The sequence below is a fragment of the Paenibacillus phytohabitans genome (assembly GCF_013141775.1).
Classification (GTDB): domain Bacteria; phylum Bacillota; class Bacilli; order Paenibacillales; family Paenibacillaceae; genus Paenibacillus_AQ; species Paenibacillus_AQ phytohabitans.
Window position 1 is genome coordinate 115,706 of record NZ_WHOB01000037.1, and the last position, 21,892, is coordinate 137,597.

Consider the following 21,892-nt stretch of genomic DNA (forward strand, 5'->3'; position numbering starts at 1 on the left):
GGAGAACGGAGAAATATACCAAAATGGCGCAAAACGCCTTTTCCTTCTACCGGGGCAGCGCTTATCTGTTCTATTTTGATACGACAAGGCAGTACTTCCCTTACCACAGTTCACCTAGCCGTCCTACATGGATTCAAGGGGACCTGCATTTCGAGAACTTCGGCGCCTTCCGCAGTGAAGACGGGGAGATTGTGTATGATGTGAATGATTTTGACGAGGGGTATGTCGGCTCTTATCTGTACGATCTGCTGCGGATGGCGGTCAGTATTGCGCTTGCCGGCAGGCAACTCGGGCTGGGTCAGACAGAGCAGCTTAAGCTGAGCCGGAGTTATGCGGAGGCGTATTACCGGCAAATTCACCGCTTTTGTGATGGTAAAGACAATCCCGGTAATTTCGTCCTGGATGAGGATACGGCCAAAGGCCCTGTCAAGAAGCTGCTCCGCAAGCTGGAGAAACGCCGGCAGAGTCATTTCCTGGAGAAGGTCACTGCCAGATGCAGACCAGCCGGGTATTCCTTGAGACTTCGGAGCTGCTGATTCCCGGAGCTGCCGAGCAGGCACAGCTGGAGCTGGCCTTGAGCTTCTATACACAGACAGTGGTTACACGCAGCCTGAACGAGGAGCATTTCCGGATCAAGGACATCGCGGTCAAGCGCGGCTCGGGAACGGCTTCCATCGGACTGGACCGCTATTATATTCTCATTGAAGGCGGCATGGAGCAGGCCGGGACCGACGATACGGTACTCGAGGTCAAAGAAGTCCGTGTTCCCGTTCCCGCCTATTTCCTGCCCTACTCGGATTCGTTCTGGCAATCCTTTGCCCATCAGGGCAAACGTGTATCCGCGACCCAGCAGGCGATGCACCACAAGGCTGATCCCTACCTCGGCTTCTTAACGATGGACGGCCGGGAGTTCTATGTCAGAGAGCGTTCCCCGTACAAAAAAAGTCTGAAGCTGGAGAATATCGCAGACATGGACGAGCTGACCGTAGTTATCCAGCAGATGGGCAGCCTGACCGCCAAAATGCATGCCCGCGCCGATGCCGATGTCGACAAGGGTATTCTCGACTATCACAGTGAGCAGGAGATCGCCAAGGCCATGGGTCCCGATTCTGATGCCTTTGCCCGTTATATCGCAGAGTGGGCTTACGGCTATGCCGGGCAGGTAGAGAAAGACTATGCCATGTTCGCGGATTGGGTGTCGGAGCAGTACGGTATATAACGGGCGGGTCCCCCTTCTGATTACACGCAGTCAATTCTACTTTTGACAATCGCTTGTTGAAGCACAGCAGAGATACAGCTATCCCGCCTTCGGTACATCTGTTGCGCTTTAACTGCACTTCGTACAACTAAAAAGTCTGTTTTCCGCCCCCGCATCCGTTTAATTGTATTCTGTACACTTAAGCAGCCTTATAAAGACCGCATTAGCGAATTCGGGCAGATTTAGTTGTATGAACTACAGTTATATTCTGCAATTGCAACTAATCGCCGTTTTTAATTGCACATTATGCAGCTATCCCTACATCAAAGAAGCTCTCTCTACCCGGCAACCGGGCGGAAAGAGCTTCTTGATCTATCCATATTTATTTGCCGTCCGCACATTTATGAATTGAATTGGCTTGGCCGGTCCAGCTCATACAGCTTGCGGTAACGCGGTTCCCGCTCCATCAGCTCCGCATGGGTGCCGCGCATCTCCACCAGGCCATTCTCCATGAAAATCACCTCGTCCATCTGCTCCGCACCCACCAGATGATGGGTAACCCAGATCAGCGTCTTGCCCGCCATCGCCTCGAACATGGTGGCCAGCAGCTCGCGCTCTGTGCGCGGATCAAGGCCAACCGTTGGCTCATCGAGCACAACGACCGGCGTATTCTGCAGCAGAATACGGGCCAGAGCGATCCGCTGGCGCTCTCCGCCGGAGAAGCGCTGCCCTGCTTCGCGTACCGGAGTGTTATAGCCCTCCGGCAGCGAAGAGATCAATGGATCCAGCTTCGCCAGGGCTGCTGCCTGCTTAACCGCTGCCTCCGAAGCCCCCGGGTCCCCGAGCCGGATATTGTTCGCCACCGTAGTGTCGAACAGATGCGGGCTCTGGTTCAGCACGGCGATGAGCTGCGGAATCTGCTCACCGTAAGCCGCAGCGTCAATTCCGTTAATCGTCGCGGAGCCGATGGTTGGCGTGATTACGCCTTGCACCATCTTGAGCAGCGTCGATTTACCGGCTCCGCTGCGGCCAATCACGGCAACCTTCCGGCCCTGCGGCAGGTTCAGCACCATATTCTGCACTGACCAGTCGTCTCCCGCCGCGTAGCGGTAGCCCGCCGACTTCAGTTCAATATGGGCCTGCCCGCTGGTCTGAATAACCTGCACAGCGGCAGCCGCCTTCGCTTTGGCTTCTGCATTCTTGGCTGCTTCGGCCGCGGGCAGCACAGCTCCCTCCGCTGCTTCTACCCCATTCAGACGCTCCAGTGAATTCCGGTATTGCGGAATTTTCTCCACAGCCTCGGATACGGGCAGGAAGGCATCCGCTACCGGGAAGACGACCAGCACGAACGCGGCAATCAGCGTTCCGGCAATCGCTCCATCGGCATACTGTCCGCCTGCCCAGTAGAGCAGGGACAGCACGCCAAGCCCGACAACGGCTTGGCCGATGAACATGCGCAGCCGCGCCCAGCGCCGCAGCGCACCGTCCGTGCGGGCGACGGTCTGTTCGTCGGCCTCATAGGTGTCGACGAACTGGCTCTGCCGTCCGCTGATGACCCAGTCGCCCAGACCCAGCACGGCATCGGTCAGCTTCTGATACAGCCGGTTGCGCTCCTGCTTCACCTGACGCTGGCGCTTCTGGGTGAACAGCAGGGAGATCAGCGGCAATACGGCCACCAGAATCAGCATGTACAGGCCCATAAGCAGGGCAAACGCCAGATCAAACGTGCCGAGCGAAATAACGGCTACCGCATAGATCAGGAGCGCGATGATGCTCGGAAAGACCGTGCGGAGATACACATTCTGCAGATATTCGATATCGTCGGCCAGCATGCCGAGAATATCCCCGGTCTTGAAGCGCGAGGACAGGAACAAGGCCTGCGGCTCCAGAATGTTGTAGAGCCGGATTCGCATCTTCGAGAGAATGCGAAGAATCGTATCATGTCCTACGAGCCGCTCCACATAGTGGATGACGGCCCGGCTTGTCCCGAAAGTACGCACGCCGACAATTGGTACATAGATCATCAGTATATTTTCCGGCGGAATCGATGCCTTCGAGATCAGGAAGCCTGAGGTATACATCAGGGAAGACGCCGAGAAGATCGTCAGTGCGCCTAATGCAATGATCAGCACGAACCGCCAGAAGTAGGCAGAGTAATAGGGAGCAAACCATCCTTCACGTTTCAATGGATTCCCTCCAATTGACTTTGAATAAGCTCATAGTAAGCACCCTTACGGGCTGTCAGCTCACTGTGTGTGCCGACTTCGGCTACCCGTCCCTGCTGCATGACGACAATCAGATCCATGTCGGTCATCCAGTGCAGGCGGTGCGTAGCCAGGAATACCAGCTTGCCTTCGAACAGCGGCAGCATCGTTTCCTTCAGCTCATATTCTGTCTCAATGTCCAAGTGAGCCGTCGGCTCATCCAGCAGCATAACCGGGCGGCTGCTCAAGAGAGCACGTGCCAGTGCCACACGCTGCTCTTGTCCGCCGCTGAGCGAACGTCCGCCGCCGCCGATCATTTCATCCAAGCCGCCCGGCAGCGAAGATACCAGCTTCGATAATCCGGCAGACTCCAGTGCTGCCGCAACAGCTTCCTGCGTAGCCTCCGGATAATAGAACCGCACATTGTCAGCCAGTGTGCCGCTGAAGATGTAAGGACGCTGCGGGATATAAGCGGTCTGCTTGCGCCATTCCTCATCCGTAAGCGCACTGACCCCATTTCCGTTAATCGTGATATTGCCGGAGGTCGGATGAAGGAAGCCTCCCAGGATATCCACGAGTGTAGACTTACCTGCCCCGCTCTCCCCGATAATGCCGATCTTCGCATATCCGTTGAATTCAAGCTTCACCTCTTCGAGCGAGGATGCGCCTTCTTCTTCATATTTGACGCTAACTTCGTTAAGCCGTAAAGAGCTGTTATTGTTCCACGTGAAAAACGCTCCCGGAGCCTTGCCGTCCTGTATAGCTTCCTGTTCCCCCGGCTCCAGCAGCTTCGCCTGCACGGCCTCACGGTCAATAATACTCTTCATCGCCTCTCCGGCCTCCTTGCCGTCGAGTGTGGCATGGAAGTCCGCACCCACCAGCCGCACCGGCAGGAAATATTCCGGGGCCAGAATCAGGATCGTTAACCCCGTAACCAGTGTCATCTGCTCATTGACCAGACGCAGCCCGAGGCTTACCGCTACCGATGCCACCGACAGCATGGTGAAGAAGTCCATTGCGAATGAAGACAGGAAAGCCACTCGCAGCGTACGCATCGTGGCCGAGCGGTAGCGGTCGCTGACCGCTGCTATACTCTCGCTATGGCTGCGGCTGCGCCCCAGGAATTTCAGGGTTTCCAGCCCGCGCAGCGAATCCACGAAATGATTGGAAAGCGTACGATAGGACTTCAGCTGACGGTCCATCTGCTTGCGGGCCGTCATACCGATCAGAATCATGAAGACAATGATGATCGGCATCGTTAAGGTAAGAATGACACCGCTGGAGGTATCCTGGGTATATACATAGACAAGCAGCAGAGCCGGTGTTACCGCCATACCGACCATCCGCGGAATAATCAGTTCCAGGTAGGTGCGGAACTTGGTTACTCCTTCAAGCACAAGTGTGACCACATTCCCGGTTCCCCGGTCACCTGCCAGCCTCGGTCCCAGCTGGAACAGCTTGTCCATCATTTGTCTCCGTATGCTGCTGCCGGTAGCTTCCGCGAAGCGGTAAGATGTGCGGCTCATCAGCATGGCACAGGCATGGCGCACGAGAAACGCAAGAAGGAACAAGAGCGATTTAGCCCCTTGTTCCTTCAGCGGTTCTCCCGCAAACAGCGCAGAGACAACTTCGGCCAGCGATTTCGCCAGCAGAAGAATGGACAGGCTTTGCACCAGGGTAAGGAAGCCGACAATCAGAAAGACAGGCTTTACTCCTTTGTACCCAAGCAAATTTTTATCCATTAGTATTCAAGATGCTCCTTCTCGTGAACCCGTTTGTGGAAGATGAAATAACTCCAGATCTGATAACCAAGCACGAACGGCAGCAAGGTCAGCGCCACGATCGTCATTACCTTCAGTGAATAGTGGCCGGAAGCCGCATTCGTAATCGTCAGGTTGAACGCCTGATCCAGCGAGCTGATCATCACCCGCGGGAACAGTCCGATGAAGATCGAAGCTACCGACAGCGCCATTACCGCCCCGGTCATTCCGAAGGCATAACCATCCTTCTTCTTGGTCATAAAGTATCCGGAGAGCAGATAAGCAACTACGCCTAGAGCAACTACAATCCATAGCAGGGTTCCGCGTTTGTCGAAGATATCTGTCATGTTGTACGTCATTATAACGAAGGCCACCAGCAGCACTGCCAGAGGAATCAGCAGTTTCTGGGCCAGCTTACGGGCCCGCTCCTGCAAGTCTCCCAGGGTGCGGAGCGTAGTGAACATCAGTCCATGTACCAGACACAGCAGGACTACTGTAATTCCCGCTACAACTGTATAGGCATTTACGATATCGAAGAAACCGGCATACATCTGCATATCCCCGTCAATCGGCAAGCCTTTGATGAAGCTGGCGAACACCACAGCCAGCAGGAACGGCGGCAGGAAGCTGCCGAAGAAGATGCAGACATCCCAGGTTTTCTGCCACGTCTTCGAATCGCGTTTACCTCTGAATTCAAAGGCAACACCGCGGGCAATCAGCGCCAGCAGAGCGAACACGAACGGGATATAGAATCCGCTGAACAGCGTCGCATACCAATGCGGGAAGGCGGCAAACATCGCGCCCGCTCCCGTAATCAGCCATACCTCATTCGCATCCCAGAACGGCCCGATGGAATTAATCAGTACCCGGCGCTCTGTATCATTCTTGGCCAGAATCTGCGTCTCCATCCCTACACCGAAGTCAAAGCCTTCAAGGAAGAAGAACCCGACAAACAGCACTGCAATCAGCAGAAACCATAATTCATTAAGTGACATGGGTTAGTCCTCCTTGTTATACGGATCGTGGGATTCACCGTGTTCGTTATCCATAGCATAAGGGCCTTTTTTGATAACCTTGATGAACAGGCCGATCATTACCGCACCCAATATGGCATAGATTGCGGTAAACGAAATCACCGAGAACAGCACCTGTCCGCTTGTAATATTAGGTGATACACTGTCTTCCGTAGTCATAAGTCCGAATACTGTCCATGGCTGACGCCCGATCTCCGTCATAATCCAGCCAGACGTGTTGGCAATCGGTGGAAGCAGCAGCCCCCAGAACATGAACCGCATGAACCAGGTATTGGGTTTGTCCATCTTCTTGCGCCACATGAGGTAGATGGCATACACACCAAGTGCAATCATTAGCGAGCCTGCCGCAACCATGATCCGGAAGCTCCAGAAGGTTGTTTTGACAGGCGGGATATAATCTCCAGGTCCATACGCTAATTCGTACTCCTTCTGGAGCTCCAGCATACCCTTAACTTCACCGGAGAATTTACTATAAGACAGGAAGCTGAGGAGATACGGAATCTGCACCTCTCCGCTGCTGGTCTGATTCTCTGTATCGATATTAGCAAAGACCGTCCATGGCGCCGGGTCGCCGCTCTCACCCCATAGCCCTTCAGAAGCAGCCATCTTCATTGGCTGTGTTTCAACCAGATACTGCGCTTGGGCATGTCCGGCAACAGCTACGCCAAATGAAGAGATAATACCGACAATGGCCGCGATCTCGAACGATTTACGGAAAAAGGCCACGTCCTGCTTCTTAAGCAATTTATAAGCACTGATCCCCGTTACCAGGAATGCGCCTGTAGCGTATGCGGCAAGCACTGTATGCGGGAACTCCACCAGCAGCTGACCGTTTGTAATCAGTGCGAAGATATCATTCATTTCAGCCCGTCCGTTGTTGATCTGGAAACCTACCGGATGCTGCATGAACGAGTTGGCGGCCAGAATCCAGAATGCCGAGAGCATCGTTCCGAAGGCTACCAGCCAAATCGATAATAGATGAATACGCTTGGATACCTTATCCCAGCCGAAGATCCAGATTCCGATGAACGTGGACTCCAGGAAGAATGCCAATAAGGCTTCAATAGCTAGCGGGGCTCCAAAAACATCACCGACGAAGCGCGAATAGTCAGACCAGTTCATTCCGAACTGGAACTCCTGCAATATCCCTGTCACTACGCCTACTGCGAAGTTAATGAGGAACAGCTTCCCCCAGAATTGCGCCATTCTTTTGTACTCTTCATTGCCTTTTCTAACGTACATGGTCTCCATAATAGCAATTAAGAGCGCTAGTCCGATTGATACCGGCACAAAGAAATAATGAAAAATCGTCGTCGACGCAAATTGTATACGCGACAGCATTACTGTATCCATATTTCTCCCCTTCCTTCTCCCCATTCGATATGTCTATTCTGTCAAATTTTCAGGGCCTAAAGTGTGATAATTATCACATTATACACCCTGTTTGAGCATGAAATTCAATAAATTTGTGACAAATATCACAATATTACATAAAGAAAGCAAAAAAAATAAGACGGTTTCACCGTCTTGGATTTGTCCATCATTTATAGTTGTCTTGGTTCATAAAGGCATTGGTTTAGGTAATGGAAATACCTTTCTTAAGCGATTTGAGATCGCCATTCGAATTAAGCAATTGCGGCAGCATCTTCATGCTACGAACCATCGGGGAATGACAGAGACGGCAAGAAGGCGCATGCTCAAATGCGAAATTATCCCTCATCCATCCGTTACATCCATCGTTGGTACAGGCCCATATTGCGGTATTTTCTTCCGGTACTTCCTCCAAAGGCTTCTTCCGGTAGTTCATTGCCGTTCCTCCCTTCCTTTATGTTACAAGCTGAGTAACGATAAAAAAAGACCGTCCCAACTTTCACAAGCGGGGACGGCACCTTCTATTAATTACAGTTTTACAACGTTTTCGGCTTGTGGTCCGCGGTTGCCTTGAACAACGTTGAATTCAACGCGTTGGCCTTCGTCCAAAGTTTTGAAGCCGTCGCCAGTGATTGCGCTGAAGTGAACGAATACGTCGCTTCCGCCTTCAACTTCGATGAAACCGAATCCTTTTTCTGCGTTGAACCATTTAACTGTACCTGTTTGCATGTGTGTTACCTCCACAAATTTAAATTAATATGTTCTTTTTATCTTCAGACAAAGAAAAAATTCACACATTGAGAAAGGTTGTGATTCATTTGACAGCCCTTTTCAATGCGAGAATTAGGTATCAATTGTATGAATAATTTCATGTTACCACACCTTATTAACAAAGGCAAGCTGTCCCATCCGAATTTCTCCGTTTTTTCCCTTATAAGGTCTTCTTCCCAATGTAAGGGTTACCAGTTGGTCTAAATAGTAATATTTATAGCCGATATCATTGTTTACCCCATTAATTTGGACTTGAAACGGGCTCCGTCCTCTTAAATTTTGCATAAAAGGACGGCATGAACCGTTTCCGTTATCCTGACTGCCTTATTATTATATACGGCGGCTTCCGGTTTTATTCCTCGGGTTTCTCAAGAAGTTGTACCGTCACCTGCTTCACTTCACCATTGCGGTAAAATGTAATTTGCAGATCATCCCCGATCTTGGTATGGTCGTACAGATATTTGCGCAGGGACAAGGTGGATGTAATCGACTTATCATCAAACTTGGTAATTACATCATTGAATTGCAGGCCTGCATCCTTAGCCGGACCCACTGCATCCAATACTACAACCCCGTCGGTTACCGTAGTTGGAAGGTTAAGCTCTTTGCGCTGGTCTTCAGCAAGCGGTACATACGGATTATTCAAATCTACAGAGTACACGCCCAGGTAGGAACGGGCAATTTTCCCGTTAGCCGCAAGCTCATCCGCTGTCTCCATTACATGGTTGGCAGGAATCGCGAATCCCAGCCCCTCCACACCCGTATCCGAAATCTTCATCGTGTTGATGCCGATCACTTTGCCGTCCAGGTCAACCAGTGCGCCTCCGCTGTTGCCTTCATTAATGGCAGCATCGGTCTGGATAACCTCCTGCTCCCAGTCGTATACCCCATCCTGGTTCAGAGATACCGGGATCGTCCGCTCTGTATTGCTCACAATGCCAGAGGTCAGCGTATCGCCGAGGCCCAGCGGGTTACCGATCGCAATGACCGTCTCACCCAGACGCAGTTTGGAGGAATCCCCGATCTGCGCAACCGTGTTGATACCTTTGGAATCAATAGAAAGCACTGCGATATCACTCACCTTGTCGGCACCGACCAGCTCTGCCTTGCGGGTCACACCATCCACGGTAACAACCTCCAGCTTGCTGGAGCCTTCAATCACATGATTATTGGTAATGATATATGCCTTATCTTCATCTTTTTTATAGATAACTCCCGATCCTAATGCAGACTCATCGAGAATATTAAGTTCCTTGTTGTCTTCCTTATGGTTAATGATGCTTACTGCCGCCGGGCGGACAAGCGCAGCAGCCTGAATAATCCGGTCAAATGGATCGGCACTGCTCACAGCCACCTTGTCAATGACTGCCGGGGCCTGTGCTTTCTCCTCGGTGAACTGTCCCGTCACCAGACTGAACAGCAATACAGCCACAACCGCACTGCATACGGAGCTGATCAGCGATACCTGCCATGTTGCCAGCGAACGCCGTGATCTGCGGACAGACCATTTCCCTTCGGCGTATCCTTTGGAGGTACCTTGTTTGCCGGCTCTGCGCCGCGACACCTTGGTTGAATAGAAATCATCATCAAACAATCCCACGTTAAATCCTCTCCCCTCTATTGCCACCGCATTCAAGACCTGAACGCCAAGCAACCACGCCCGAGCTTAACCGCTATATCTCTTAGACTTCACAAAGTGCTAAAAGGTTTCACTTGATTCATTCACCACATTCCTGTGGGTTCTAAGCGTAAGGGGGCTCTCCTATTCTTGCAACCTACTAAAAAGTTTATAAGCTTGTATCCGGAATATTTTGCAACCTAAAAGACTACACTAGAATTAGAAGCGGCAACAGCTCATAACTTAAAGGAACGGTCTATATGATTGTATCACAGGCAGCACCGCCGCCCACATTTTTTCTGTGTTAAAAAAGATGCGAATTTTTAACATTCCCGCTACAAATTCATTTCAAAAGGAGGGCCGGACTATGGAGTCATTCTCAACAAGTATGGATCTGGTACAGTTTATCGGCAAGCTGGGTGATCTCAAGGATGAACACTACCACCTGATTCTTGTCCAAAGTGCGATGATCGAGCTGCTGATTGACAAAGGGCTGTTCTCCCGCCAGGAGCTGGAGCACAAAATCACTGAAGTGGACCGCCTTATGACTGGCTCACCTTATCCCATGGCGTAGGCCGGTCATAGTAGGTGTCACAGAGCCTGAACTCGCTGTCTTTGAAGAAGCAGCCCCGGTCCTCCATTGCCCCGCGTACAGACATTTTTGCCAGATCCATCATGTTGTGGTCTCTGCTCAAATGAGCCAGATAGGTGCGTTTGGTCCGCCCCGTCAGAATCTCGCTGAGCGCTGCTCCCGCCGCCTCATTGGACAGATGCCCCAGATCGCCAAGAATCCGCCGCTTCGTATTCCACGGGTAACGTCCCATCCGCAGCATCTCAATATCATGATTCGATTCCAGCACGAGCACATCGGCATCCGATATTGCCGTCCTTACCTTGTCGCTGACATACCCGAGGTCTGTGGCTACGCACAGCTTCTCTTTGCCGTCATAGAAATTGTAGGCTACCGGTTCCGCTGCATCATGGGAAATCGCGAACGACTCTACCCGCATACTGCCGAAATCCCGGTGCTGGCCGGTTTCCATAATGACCCGGTTATGCTCGGCAATCTTCCCGATCCCCTTCTCTATCGCTCCCCAGGTATTGGTATTCGCATAGATCGGAAGATCATATTTGCGCGCCATCGCCCCAAGCCCTTTAATATGATCAGAATGCTCATGGGTCACAAGAATTCCGTCTAACTCTGCTCCTGTCAGCTCACGCATCGCCAGCAGCTCATCTATCCGTTTGGCGCTAAGGCCCGCATCGATCATAAGCGTGGTCTCACCGTTCCGCACCACCGTCACATTCCCGGTAGAACCGCTGGACAGTACTGTAAATGAAATCCCCATATCTCTCCTGCTCCTTCTACTCTGTTGTCTTGGGACTGATAATGTCCGCACTTATCGCATCCACGTAATAGGCACTGCCGTTCTCCAGCATAAACCGCCACATCGGCGAAGCCACCTGACTCTCGGAATTGAACAATTCGCCGTAATAGCCAAGCTCAATCTCCTTCACCGCAGAATCGGCCGGAAAATACTTCTCGATCAGGCTGCTTAGCGCCTGTGAGGCCGGAAGCACCTTTTGCAGATTATCACTCCGGCTTGCACCGATCTCAATCTGCGGCCAGCGGTACGCCACAATCTTCTGATCGCTGTTGATCAGCTCCAGCCTTACTCTGAACAGCGACCACTTATTGTCCACCAGCGGATGAAGCACGAACTTGCCCACCTCGCTCTCCTGTGAATCAAAGCGGTAATTCGCGATATCTGTTATCTGGCTCTCCAGCAGACTGCTCAGCTCGGAGAACGAGGAATACATCAGCTTGCTGTCGATCGGCTCATTAAGCTTCACCGGCACTTCATTCTGCTCTTCTCCAGAGTAGCGGTACGTGATATCCGGCAGCTGCGGAGTGGCAGCCGGAATCGGACACAGCAGCCGGATGCCCTTCTCCTCCATCACCGCCTGCGTTTCTGCGGACAGGGAAGTGAAATCAAGCCCCGCGCTAACCTGATCGCGCACGTCTATCCATAGCTGATAGCATAGCAGCAGATTCAGCACCAGAAAGGCGTAGATTAATACACTTTTGGCTCTTCCCCAGTCCATACCGTTTCCTCCTCAGATAACAACGTAAGGCTAAGACGTCACTACGGTGAATATTGGACTTCCGGCCGCTGCCGCTCCTACAGTTCCAAAATCCCGCTTCGATCCTCCACGCCTTTTGTTAAATCAGCTTTGCTTTCCTCTAATCTAATTCAGCGTCAGCACACTGCCGTCACTGAGCGTCACGCGCCAGACCGGACGAAGCTGCAGCTTCTCCTCAGTCAGCGTAGGCATATAGGCGGGCGTCAGATCGGTGACCCGCAAGGAGCTGCCGATCCGGGCCAGCCGCTGCTTCAGCGCTTCACCCCCGGACAGCTCAACAATTGTTTTCTCGGACTTCTCTTCATCCATATACATCAGGGAGCGCTCATAAGAGGATACAGTCCCCTGCTGCAGCTCCAGATGGATCACACCATACTGGAGCTGAGGATTACTCATAATCGGATAGGAGCCAGATGGATAGGCACCGTAATATTGCTGAAAGGACACCTTGCGGTCCTGCCGGCCTTCTTCTGTCGCAGCCAGCCTGTAGGTTCCGTTCCAGCCGCCATGGTTATTGACGAATTCCACCGCCTCCAGCGCATCCTTCGCCGGTGTGCTGTCCCCGTCCGGAAGTGCTGCAGGATCACTATAGCTCATCCAGTTCTGCTCCTGGTCCACCTGCAGGCTGCGTTTGCTGTCGGTGTAGATTTTGGAGCCGTCCTTCTCAGGAATATATCTTGTGCTGCCTGCATCGAAGAACAGATTGCTCTGCATTTGCTCAATGGTATACATACCCGCAGGCATCACTACCTCAACCAGCGGAATTGCTGCTTCCGGAACATAATACTCACCGTTCACTGCGGTATAAGGCGTCAGATTCTTGCCGAAGTCCACATGCTGCTGCACATCCTGAACCGTCAGGTCGGCTTTGGCCGCCTCATACACAATATCACCGCGTGTGCTGAAGAAGATGGCATGCGCTTTGGAATCATTCTTGATATTGTAAATCCAGATCCGGTCGATGCTCTCTCCTTCAAACAGCGAATCCGGCGAGATCTGCATCACCCGCTGCAGCAGCGTTACTGGAATGCCTGCCCCGAAGGACAGCTCAATGCCCGGATTCTCGCTGCGGATCTTATTCCAGTCGAAATCCTGCACGGAGCGGCGCTGGAAGCTCTCGAAGCTGCGCCCCTTCAGCCGGTTCAGAATCAGATTATAGAAGGTTGAACTGGGATAGAAAAGCGTGTGCTTGTCCTCTCCCATATGAATGATCATTTTATCCGGGTAGAGCAGGTTCTCTACCTTCTCTTTAGGTCCCATAATATCGGTCTTCACATATTGGCTCTCCGACAATACCGCCGAATCACTGCCCGGCAGCCTGTAAATTAAGTAATAGCTCTCCACAAGGCTTCCGAGTATAAGCAGGAACAGCATCCATGACTTGATTTTCTCCTTCACGCCTCACTCCCCCTATGCTTCATCAAAGGCAGCGTGAACGTTACCAGAGAGCCTTCATTCAGCTCAGACTGCAGGGAAATGGAGCCGCCGTGCGCTTTGACAATTTCCCGGGCAATGGACAGCCCGAGACCCGTTCCGCCCATGTTCCGGGAGCGGGCTTTATCGACCCGGTAAAAGCGTTCGAAGATGCGTTCAATATCTTTCTTCGGAATTCCGATCCCGGAATCGCGTACAGAAACGGCCAGCATTCCGTCCTCAGTCCTATGGGCTTCAAGCCGGATCGTTCCGCCTTCAGGCGTATATTTCAAGGCATTGGAGACCAGGTTGCCCAGCACCTGATCAATCTGATCACGGTCCAGCCAGGCAGCGGCTACGTCCTTATGCACTCTCGTGCTGATATGAATCCGCTTCTGGCGGATCTGGAAGGAGAAGCGGTCCGCCACATCCTCCAGCATCTCGGAGATATCTGTCTGCTGAATACGCAGACTGGACTCCTTCGAATCCAAGCGTGACAGATGCAGCAGATCGGTGACCAGGCGGATCATCCGCTCCGTTTCGTTGCGGATAACCCCGACGAACCGCACGGCAAGCTGCGGATCATCCAGCGCACCGTCATCCAGCGCCTCCGCATAGCTCTTAATGGTGGTGAGCGGCGTCCGCAGCTCATGCGATACATTCGCTACGAACTCACGGCGCGACTCCTCGAGATTCTCTTGCTCGGTGACATCCTGCAGCACCGCAATCGTCCCGGCGATCCGGCCGCCATCGCGCCGGTGGATCGGGGTGAAGGTGACCCGCACGATATTCGGGTCCTCTCCGCCCATCGGAGACAGATGGAGCATTGCCGACTGCGCATTGCCCTGGGCCAGCGAGCCGGACTGCTCATGGTCAAGGCCGAGCAGCTCATCGAGCGGCGCTCCCTCAGGAAGCGGCCCTTCCGCTCCAAGCATCAGGGCGGCGCGGGTGTTCATCAGAATGACTGCGCCGCTCTCATCTGTCGCTACCACGCCATCACTCATATTCGCGAGGATGGAGGACAGCTTCTCCTTCTCCTCTTCATTCTGCGACAGCGCTTCACGCAGTCTGTCCGTCATATAGTTGAATGCCTGGCTCAGCTGGCCAATCTCATCGTTGCCGAATACGGGAACCTTCCGGTTGAAGCGGCCTTCTGCCACCGCAGTGGCATGCTTGGTCATTTCTTTTATCGGATGGGTAATCGTATGCGCGAGTATAACCCCCAGCACCGCTGTCAGCGCGAGCGCCAGCAGCAGCCCCGAGAGGAATACGCTGTTAATCCGGCTCATGGTGGCATATAGATCCTTCATATCTGCGGCGATATAGATCGCCCCTACGACCTTATCACCGGAAATCACCGGCTTGGCTACAACCTTCTTGCGCACGTTGTCATCCGCAATGATATATTCCTCGTTGTCACTGATACCCTGCAAGGCACGGCTGACAACCGTCTGCGTATTGCGCCGGCCCACATAATCATTCTGTGAAGGAACAGAGGTGGTAATAATCTTGCCGCTCGCATCTAGCACCTGGATTTCTGCGCCGTTAATATACAGATTGTTCACCATGCCCCGCAGGCTTTCCACAGCAGATTCTTCATCTGCCGTGCCCGTCTCACTCCCGAACTTGTCGGCGGTAAGGATCGAGAGCATCTCTGCACGCGCCTTCAGGTCCTTGGTGAAATTATCGGTCAGGGAATTCTTCATGGAGCTGACAAAGTATACGCCGATCAGCTGCATCGCAATCAGAATCAGCAGCACATAAATTACGATAAGCCTGGCCTGAATCGTCCGGAAAAAGGACAGTGCTTTCATCACAGCCCTCCGCTTTTGGGGCTATGCATCAAATAACCGAGTCCGCGCCGTGTGAATATATATTCCGGCTTGCTGGGATTCTCCTCAATTTTTTCTCTGAGCCGGCGGATCGTTACATCCACAGTCCGCACATCACCGAAATATTCGAAGCCCCAAACGGCCTGCAGCAGATGCTCCCGGGTCATTACTTTACCGGCATGGCGAATCATATAATATAGCAGCTCGTATTCACGGTGCGTCAGATCCAGCGGCTCGCCGTCTTTGTAGACCAAATACATATCCGTATCGATGAATAAGCCGAAATGATATACCCCCTGCTTGCTCTCCACGCTTTCGCTCGGCGTTTCAGACAAGGCCGGCTTATGCTGGCGGCGCATCTGGGCTTTGACTCTGGCCAGCAGCTCACGCGTACTGAACGGCTTGGTTACATAGTCATCGGCGCCCAACTCCAGACCCAGCACTTTATCAATTTCTCCGTCCTTGGCGGTCAGCATGATGATCGGAATATCCAGATGTGCAGAGCGCACCTCACGGCACACGTCCATCCCGTCCTTGCCGGGCAGCATCAGGTCGAGCAGCATCAGGTCGGGGCGTCTGGACAGGGCCAGCTCAACCGCACTGTTGCCGTCAAACGCACAGATAACCTCATAGCCCTCTTTTTCCAGATTGAATTTCAATATATCAGCAATAGGTTGTTCATCATCCACTACCAGAATCGTGCCCATTTGCATATGCTCAGCTTCACCTTTCTAACGATACTCAGGTCCTTGATTCCTTTATTTTAACATACCTGTACGGGCGTCACATCTAACTAAATAAAAACCGCCCGAAATTATCCGGACGGCTGGTCATTCTATAAGCGGAGCTTAAAATATATATATTATTTCAGATATTTCATAGGGTTGACCGCTGTTCCATTCTTGCGGATTTCGAAGTGCAGATGTGTTCCGGTTGAGCGGCCGGTGTTGCCCATAATGCCTATTTGGCTGCCCTGTCCAAGCTTCTGGCCGACGGAGACGGAGATTCTGCTTAAGTGCCCGTAGTAAGTAACGTATCCATTGTTGTGATTGACGATAACCACATTACCGTATCCGCTCTGCACACCGGCAAAGCTTACCGTACCGGCATCAGCGGCTTTGATTGTACGGTTGCCGGATACAATATCCAGTCCCTTATGTGCACGTCCCCAACGCTCGCCGTAACTGCTGGATATCGTAGCTCCGGTAACCGGCCAGGCGAACATTCCCGTTCCTTCACCGACAACCTTGGTGCCCGAATAGACCACTTCAGGCAGCGAAGCCTTTACAACCGTCTGTCCGAGCCATTCTTCTTTGACCACCAGTCCATTTTCTTTGGTCAGCCTGTATTGCATCGTCTTAAGTCCCGTCTGACCGGCACGGACCACCTTTCTCTTGCCTGCCGCCAGCTGATCGCTTTTGCGTACAATAACTTCAGGCTCTGTAACTACTTGTTCAGTTACCTGCTCCACAGTTACGACCGTAAGATCAGGCTGGGGAACCGTCAGTTGCAGCTGATCCCCGATCTGCAGGCTAAGCTCCTTGACCGCGGGATTGTTGCGGAAGATATCGGCCTGGGTAATCTGGAATCTGGAAGCGATCGCAGAGACCGTGTCTCCTTCCTGAACCGAGTAGACCAGCGGCTCTTCCTTGCCTTCGGTCAGCACCTTCACGGCTTCCTCTACACTAAGCACCTTGTTGGGGTCTGCCTTGACCGGAACAATGCTGACTTCCTCGCGGATGGCCGCCGATTCCACTTGGTCTGCCTTAGCTGGTGCTGCTGCTGTCGTCTTGGCCGCCGTCTTCATCAGCTTCGCGCCAGCGGCTGCAGCCTGCGGAGTATAATGCGCCTTCACGGCCTCGAGTACCGCGGCTGCTGTCTCCTGATCCTTCACGATCCCGAGCGGTTTGCCATCAACCGTCAATTCCACGCCTACCGCATAGGCTTTGAGCATGCCGTCCAGCTTGTCCAGTGTAGCTTCGCTGTCGATCTCCGGTTTGTACGCCTCGGCGACCTCTGTCGTGATGCCGCTGGTTTGCAGCACCATGACGGAATCCGGATACTTAAGCTGATATTCCCGTCTCTTCGCTTCAAACAGCTTGTTAAGGTCCGAATCCTGACTTAAAGTTCCGATCTCTTCACCTTTCACCAGCACCTTGTAGTAGGTTACTGTATTCGCCGCAACATGTTTCTTCTCCGCTCCGACTAGGAAGGTAGTCAGAAGAACCAGACCGGCAGTAGCCACAATCCATGAACGCCGGAGTCTGCGTGGTTTGGTTTCCGGCTGAAAGACCCGGGTTTCGCTGGCAGTGCTATTGCCCTGTTGACCTGCTGCACCTGACCCTGCGGATGTTTCTTCGCTGTTCCGCAGTTTCCCCATCCGGCGCATAAACTTAAAACCTTTCATGAAACTCTCCCTTTCAGTCCGCCCATACGGTCCGCCTTAGCGGATAAACTTATTTTTAGAGCCCCTTTTATATGTTGTACGTCATCTATTTATCTGTTTGCATGAGTATGAATATTGCTGCTTTTTTGGGCCCGGAAAAGGTTACAAAATATTAACCCCTCATAGTCCTTTTTTACTGTACCATAGCCTGAAGAAAAATTTCAACTTTCTTCACACAACAAAACCCGCGAAAATCGCGGGTTTAATCCTAAAATATGCGTTTTAAACAGATATACCGTGTCCAAAAAGTGACATTTTTTAATTTTGCGTGGAGGGTGCAGAATCAGGTGTAAGCATTTTCATTAAGGACTCATATTCCTCCTCATCCACATACCTCGCAATGATCTCCTGCAGTTCCTTTACTTCACTCTCTGTCAACCCGCCTTCCATAGCCGAGGAAATCTTTAGCATTTCCTCCTGCGGGAGCTTATTCATCAGAATATTGAAGATATTGGATTTCTCATCAGCGGGAAGATTCTCCTTCAAGTCGTTAAGTGCGCCTGGCGTCATTACCAGCTCCTGATCCAGTGCACGGTCACTCTGTTCTTCTCCGGCTGCCGCTTGTCCCATTACAGGCAGCGCATCCTCAGGCACCGTTTCGTCCACCGTATCCCCGGTTTCACTCGCGGGGGAATCTCCGCCAGTTCCTTTTTCTCCGTCCACCTTACTTGAGTCTGCCTCTTTAATTGTATCCTTAGTATCCTTAGGATCCGTAGACGAGGAACTGCTGCCGCCCATCCCCGTCAGACTCTTCACGAAGCCAAGCATACCCGGCTCAGGCCCGTCTACCTTAATATCAAAGCCCGCCAGCACCGACTGGATATACGTATTGACCACATACGCAGTCGTCAGCATGGACAACCCGCTGGCCAGTACAACAATCAGACATATGCCAAGTGTCCGTTTCATTAGTTTCATCGTCATCGCTCCCTTATGCCCTGCTCTATTCAACTCCGGAGAATCAGTCCTTGGTGATCCTATTCTCCCAGTATTGACTAGAACCCGGCCCGGGAAACCTCTGTTATCCCTAGAAAAGCCGCTTAACAGCTGCCAAAACACAAAAACAGGAGCCTCCTCCGAGGCCCCTGCTCCTGTAATTCATATTCATTCTGCTTCAATCTAGATATAGATTGGCAGTACCTGATTCGTCTGTTCCCGGTTACGGCCTACGGAGAAGATAGAGATTGGAATACCTGTCAGCTCTGATACACGTTCCACATATTTGCGAGTGTTAGCAGGCAGATCGTCCAGGGTCTTCGCACTTGTAATATCTTCGCTCCAGCCTGGAAGCTCTTCATAGACAGCTTCGCATTCCGCGAGCATCTTGAGGCTGGCCGGGTAATGCGTAATGATCTCTCCGCGGAACTTGTAGCCTGTGCAGATCTTGACGGTTTCAAGGCCGCTCAGCACGTCCAGCGAGTTCAGGGACAGACCCGTGATTCCGCTGACGCGGCGGGCATGACGCACAACTACACTGTCGAACCAGCCTACACGGCGTGCGCGGCCGGTTACAGTACCGTACTCGTGGCCTGTTTCACGGATATAGTCGCCAGTGGCATCGTTCAGTTCTGTAGGGAACGGACCGTCGCCAACACGGGTAGTGTAGGCTTTAGCCACACCAATAACCTGTTTGATCTTAGACGGGCCTACGCCTGAACCGATGCAGACACCGCCTGCGGAAGGATTGGATGAAGTGACGAACGGATAAGTACCCTGGTCAATATCAAGCATTACACCCTGTGCACCTTCGAACAATACTCTGGAATCTGCATCAATAGCATCATTCAGCACTACCGAAGTATCCGTCACATAACCGCGCAGCACTTCTGCATACTCCAGATATTTGGTCAGAATTTCTTCTACATCCAGCGGCTCTGCACCATATACCTGAGTGATAACCTGATTCTTCTCTTCCATCAACGGACGAAGTCTCAGTTCGAATTCCTCGGCGTCCATCAGATCGGCAATCCGGATACCGTTGCGGGCTGCTTTATCCATGTAGCACGGGCCAATCCCCTTGCGTGTGGTTCCGATTTTGTTCGGACCCTTGCGGTCTTCTTCAAGCGCATCCAGCAGCATATGATAAGGCATAATGACATGAGCGCGGTCGCTGATCACCAGGTTCTTCGTATCAAAGCCATTCTCATGAATATAATTAATTTCTTGAATCAGGGCCTCTGGATTGATAACCATTCCGTTGCCGATAACACAAGTTTTTTCTTTATAAAATACACCTGATGGAATCAAGCTGAGCTTGAACTTCTTCCCGTCAATCAGAATCGTGTGACCGGCATTGTTACCCCCTTGATACCGAGCGACCACATCTGCACTCTCTGCCAGAAAATCCGTGATCTTTCCTTTGCCTTCGTCTCCCCATTGTGTTCCCACGACGACTACCGTTGACATGTTCATTCCTCCGTAGGTGCTAGCAAGCACCATTATTTTTCAAAATAGAAGAATTTATATGCTTATGCTATAAATTATCATGATTAAGCTATAAATTATCCTTCTATTTCCACGCTGAAACCCGCCGTCCCTTTATAAGGACAGCGAAGCTGTTTCCACTTGTAATATGGGCTCGGTACGGACTTCTTATGTACGCAGCCCTCCGGACACCAGGGCGGGCTAGCCCGCCAAAGCACAATAATCAGTGTAACAGCGGCACTTTTTAAAGTCAAATAAAAACGAACGATCACAGTTGAAGATGTGCGATCGTTCGTGTATTGTGCGAAATTCGCCTAACCTGCGAACGGTTCCGCATGTGCCCGCTCGTAGTTGACGAACTTGTTAAAGTTCTTGAGGAATACCAGCTCTACCGTGCCTACCGGACCGTTACGCTGTTTGGCAATGATGATTTCAATAATATTCTTCTTCTCGGTATCCTGATTGTAGTAATCGTCACGGTACAGGAACGCTACGATATCGGCATCCTGCTCGATCGAACCCGATTCACGAAGGTCACTCATCATCGGCCGTTTGTCCTGACGCTGCTCTACACCACGGCTGAGCTGGGACAGGGCAATAACCGGAACATCGAGCTCACGGGCAATCTGCTTCAGGGTACGGGAGATTTCGGATACTTCCTGCTGGCGGTTCTCTCCGGCTTTGCCGCGGCCCTGGATCAGCTGCAGGTAGTCGATGACGATCATGCCGAGGCCTTTTTCCTTCTTCAGCCGGCGGCATTTCGCGCGGATATCTGTAACGGTAACCCCGGGTGTATCATCGATATAAATTTCAGCCTCAGACAACGACTGGATACCCATGGTCAGCTTGGACCAGTCATCATCGCTTTTGAAATCACCGGTACGCATAATATTGGCGTCCAGATTGGCTTCTGCGCAGATCATACGCTGTACCAGCTGGGGCGCCGACATTTCCAGACTGAAGATCGCTACGGTCTCTTTGGCACGGACCGCAACATTCTGGGCGATATTCAGGGCGAATGCCGTCTTCCCTACGGATGGACGGGCAGCCACAATGATTAAGTCGTTACGCTGGAAACCGTTCGTCATATGGTCAAGATCGGCAAACCCGGAAGGAATCCCCGAAGTGCCGCCCTTGTTCTGATGGAGCAGCTCCACCCGGTCGAATACCTGCATCAGCACATCACGGATGGCAATGAACCCGCTGCCGCTGCGGCGGTTAGAGATCTCCAGGATCCGCCGCTCGGCATCACTCAGCATGATGCCTACATCTTCGCCGCCCGTATAGCCTTCGCTGACAATCTGCGTTGCTGTACGGATCAGCCGCCGCAACATCGCCTTCTCTTCTATAATCTGTGCATAATAGTCGACGTTGGCCGCAGTCGGTACTGCATGCGCCAGCTTAGCCAAATAGCTGACACCGCCGACATCCTCAAGCTCCCCCTTGTCCTGGAGCCGGGATGTCAATGTAATCAGGTCAATCGGCTGGCTCTCTTCTCCGAGCTGCACCATCGCCTCAAATATCATCTGATGCGGTTTGTCGTAGAAGTCTTCGGTATTCACCCGCTCCATCGCGGTAATAAGTGCTTCATCCGACAGCAGAACCGCACCTAGTACGGCCTGTTCTGCCTCTAGATTCTGCGGGGGAACCCGATCGAAAAAGAGATCTCCACCCAT

Annotated in this window: 17 protein-coding genes and 1 pseudogene; 2 read left to right on the forward strand and 16 right to left on the reverse strand. The window is 52.2% G+C overall.

Features of this window, described 5'->3' with window-relative positions; translation table 11 throughout:
• The first annotated feature begins 23 nt into the window (after positions 1-23).
• Positions 24-1,219: pseudogene (locus tag GC101_RS36915) on the forward strand (DUF2252 domain-containing protein).
• A 380-nt stretch (positions 1,220-1,599) separates the two neighbouring features.
• Here the strand turns inward: GC101_RS36915 and cydC are convergent.
• From cydC to GC101_RS13990, 7 genes are all read right to left on the reverse strand, one after another.
• The gene (gene cydC / locus GC101_RS13960; RefSeq protein ID WP_171717754.1) at positions 1,600-3,384 is read right to left on the reverse strand and encodes a thiol reductant ABC exporter subunit CydC; all 1,785 of its coding nucleotides are present in this window, start codon (positions 3,382-3,384) and stop codon (positions 1,600-1,602) included.
• Positions 3,381-5,144: a thiol reductant ABC exporter subunit CydD gene (cydD, locus tag GC101_RS13965; protein WP_171717755.1), complete on the reverse strand. Its 1,764-nt coding sequence runs from the start codon at positions 5,142-5,144 to the stop codon at positions 3,381-3,383. Before cydD ends, cydC begins: the two co-directional genes overlap by 4 nt.
• Positions 5,144-6,157, reverse strand: a complete 1,014-nt coding sequence (cydB, locus tag GC101_RS13970; RefSeq protein WP_039295886.1) for a cytochrome d ubiquinol oxidase subunit II — start codon at positions 6,155-6,157, stop codon at positions 5,144-5,146. The genes cydD and cydB overlap by 1 nt, the downstream gene beginning before the upstream one ends.
• 3 nt (positions 6,158-6,160) lie before the next feature.
• Positions 6,161-7,549, reverse strand: a complete 1,389-nt coding sequence (locus GC101_RS13975) for a cytochrome ubiquinol oxidase subunit I (RefSeq protein WP_171717756.1) — start codon at positions 7,547-7,549, stop codon at positions 6,161-6,163.
• 223 nt (positions 7,550-7,772) lie between these two features.
• Positions 7,773-8,003: a cold-shock protein gene (locus tag GC101_RS13980; RefSeq protein WP_039295880.1), complete on the reverse strand. Its 231-nt coding sequence runs from the start codon at positions 8,001-8,003 to the stop codon at positions 7,773-7,775.
• A gap of 92 nt (positions 8,004-8,095) precedes the next feature.
• Positions 8,096-8,296, reverse strand: coding sequence for a cold-shock protein (locus tag GC101_RS13985; protein WP_019914582.1), 201 nt, complete (start codon positions 8,294-8,296; stop codon positions 8,096-8,098).
• A gap of 394 nt (positions 8,297-8,690) precedes the next feature.
• A complete protein-coding gene (locus GC101_RS13990; RefSeq protein ID WP_171717757.1) occupies positions 8,691-9,938 on the reverse strand; it encodes a trypsin-like peptidase domain-containing protein in 1,248 nt (415 codons plus the stop codon).
• 385 nt (positions 9,939-10,323) lie between these two features.
• Here GC101_RS13990 and GC101_RS13995 point away from each other — a divergent pair, with 385 nt between their 5' ends.
• The gene (locus GC101_RS13995) at positions 10,324-10,530 is read left to right on the forward strand and encodes a hypothetical protein (protein ID WP_039295868.1); all 207 of its coding nucleotides are present in this window, start codon (positions 10,324-10,326) and stop codon (positions 10,528-10,530) included.
• On the opposite strand, the gene GC101_RS14000 is transcribed toward GC101_RS13995, so the two are convergent.
• The 9 genes from GC101_RS14000 to dnaB all read right to left on the reverse strand — a co-directional run bounded on the left by GC101_RS14000 (position 10,499) and on the right by dnaB (position 21,892).
• The gene (locus GC101_RS14000) at positions 10,499-11,305 is read right to left on the reverse strand and encodes an MBL fold metallo-hydrolase (RefSeq protein WP_076243729.1); all 807 of its coding nucleotides are present in this window, start codon (positions 11,303-11,305) and stop codon (positions 10,499-10,501) included. The two genes, GC101_RS13995 and GC101_RS14000, sit on opposite strands and share 32 nt — an antisense overlap.
• A gap of 16 nt (positions 11,306-11,321) precedes the next feature.
• The gene (yycI, locus tag GC101_RS14005; protein ID WP_039295862.1) at positions 11,322-12,062 is read right to left on the reverse strand and encodes a two-component system regulatory protein YycI; all 741 of its coding nucleotides are present in this window, start codon (positions 12,060-12,062) and stop codon (positions 11,322-11,324) included.
• Positions 12,063-12,206: 144 nt separating this feature from the next.
• Complete coding sequence (locus tag GC101_RS14010) at positions 12,207-13,499, reverse strand: two-component system activity regulator YycH (RefSeq protein ID WP_171717758.1); 1,293 nt, start codon at positions 13,497-13,499, stop codon at positions 12,207-12,209.
• The gene (walK, locus tag GC101_RS14015) at positions 13,496-15,328 is read right to left on the reverse strand and encodes a cell wall metabolism sensor histidine kinase WalK (RefSeq protein ID WP_171717759.1); all 1,833 of its coding nucleotides are present in this window, start codon (positions 15,326-15,328) and stop codon (positions 13,496-13,498) included. Before walK ends, GC101_RS14010 begins: the two co-directional genes overlap by 4 nt.
• A complete protein-coding gene (gene yycF / locus GC101_RS14020) occupies positions 15,328-16,059 on the reverse strand; it encodes a response regulator YycF (RefSeq protein WP_171717760.1) in 732 nt (243 codons plus the stop codon). Before yycF ends, walK begins: the two co-directional genes overlap by 1 nt.
• 149 nt (positions 16,060-16,208) lie before the next feature.
• Entirely contained in the window at positions 16,209-17,753 is a 1,545-nt protein-coding gene (locus GC101_RS14025) for a M23 family metallopeptidase (protein ID WP_042140587.1), read from the reverse strand.
• A 297-nt stretch (positions 17,754-18,050) separates the two neighbouring features.
• A complete protein-coding gene (locus GC101_RS14030; RefSeq protein WP_171717761.1) occupies positions 18,051-18,710 on the reverse strand; it encodes a hypothetical protein in 660 nt (219 codons plus the stop codon).
• 201 nt (positions 18,711-18,911) lie between these two features.
• Positions 18,912-20,198: an adenylosuccinate synthase gene (locus GC101_RS14035; RefSeq protein ID WP_042140589.1), complete on the reverse strand. Its 1,287-nt coding sequence runs from the start codon at positions 20,196-20,198 to the stop codon at positions 18,912-18,914.
• A gap of 332 nt (positions 20,199-20,530) precedes the next feature.
• Positions 20,531-21,892 carry a replicative DNA helicase gene (gene dnaB / locus GC101_RS14040; protein ID WP_042140590.1) on the reverse strand — a complete coding sequence of 454 codons (1,362 nt, stop codon included), beginning with the start codon at positions 21,890-21,892 and terminating at the stop codon, positions 20,531-20,533.